This window comes from Agromyces seonyuensis, from assembly GCF_009789225.1.
GTDB lineage: Bacteria > Actinomycetota > Actinomycetes > Actinomycetales > Microbacteriaceae > Agromyces > Agromyces seonyuensis.
This window is the reverse complement of sequence record NZ_WSTA01000151.1, coordinates 1-1,266: the sequence shown is the minus strand read 5'-3', so window position 1 is coordinate 1,266 and position 1,266 is coordinate 1. Positions and strand designations below refer to the sequence as shown.

Sequence of the window (1,266 nt, the reverse complement as noted above, 5' to 3'; positions counted from 1 at the left end):
AGTCCGCCGTGGGCGCCGACCTGGATCTCAAGCTCCCGCTCGAGACCCCGCAGGGCACCTACACCGCCGTGATCACGCTGACCGCACTCAGCTGATCCGATTACCGGGCGGCGGTCCTCCTCATCCCGAGGGCCGCCGCCGCAACCCCCGACCGCCCCGGAGCCCCGGGACGGGATCACTCGAAGGAGAGAGATGAGTCACCAACACGCTCACGGGCACCCGACGGTCTCGGCCAAGCCGATGAGCCGCCGGACCCTGTTCCAGGCGCTCGCAGCATCCTCGGTCGCGGTCGGCGTCGGAGCGGCGCTCGCCCCGACGGCGGCCTCCGCCCTCGGCGTCCAGGCCGCGGCCCCCACCGTCAGCGGCGGTCCCCGCCTCGTGCCCGTCAACCGCATCGGCATCCAGCTCTATTCGGTCCGCGACAAGCTCTCGGGGGCGGCCTCGATCGGCTTCCGTCAGCTGTTCGAGGAGCTCAGCGCCATCGGCTACTCGGAGGTCGAGTTCGCCGGCTACACCCAGGGCGGTGCCGGCGCCATCACCCCGGCCGAGATCCGGCAGCTGCTCGACGACAACGGACTGAAGGCCGTCGGCAGTCACGTCAACCTCAGCCTCACCAACATCGATGCCCAGATCGAGATCGCGCACACCCTCGGGATGCCGCACCTCGGCCAGGGCGGGCCGATCGCCGGCGGCTACGGCGGCCCCATCGCCAAGGCGCAGTGGATGGCCGGGATCGACACCTGGAACCAGATGGGGGAGAAGGCGGCGGCAGCCGGCCTGAAGCTCTACACCCACACCCATTCGCAGGAGTGGGGCTTCACCACCGACACCAACGAGCGCGTCTACGACCTCTACCTCCAGCACTTCAACCCGGAGTGGGTGTTCCACGAGATGGACGTCTACTGGGCGTACGTCGGCAAGCACCTCTACCCGGGATTCGAGCCGATCGAGTACGTCAAGGCCAACCGCCGTCGCTTCCCGTTGCTGCACCTGAAGGACGGCAAGCTCAACCCGGCCAACCCCAACGGCTACGACATCATCGAGTTCGGTGCGGGCAGCATCCCCTACGCCGACATCCTCGCCGAGATCCAGGGCGACCGCGGTCAGCGTCGCGGGATCTGGGAGCAGGACAACGCTGCGCAGACCACTGCGGACGGCAGCCCCCTGAACTCGCTCGGCAATGCCGGTCGCAGCTACGAGAACCTCGCCGCGCTTCGCGGCTGATCTGGATCAGGAGATCTTTCGATGAAGAGCAAGTGGAAGGCG

Annotated in this window: 1 protein-coding gene; it reads left to right on the top strand. The window is 68.3% G+C overall.

Features of this window, described 5'->3' with window-relative positions; translation table 11 throughout:
• Positions 1-192 precede the first annotated feature (192 nt).
• Positions 193-1,224, top strand: a complete 1,032-nt coding sequence (locus tag GB864_RS17965) for a sugar phosphate isomerase/epimerase family protein (protein ID WP_236779249.1) — start codon at positions 193-195, stop codon at positions 1,222-1,224.
• Positions 1,225-1,266: the final 42 nt, after the last annotated feature.

Excerpts from the sequence above, each read along its gene's own strand:
- GB864_RS17965 (WP_236779249.1), top strand. The coding sequence starts at position 193 with ATGAGTCACCAACACGCTCACGGGCACCCGACGGTCTCGGCCAAGCCG.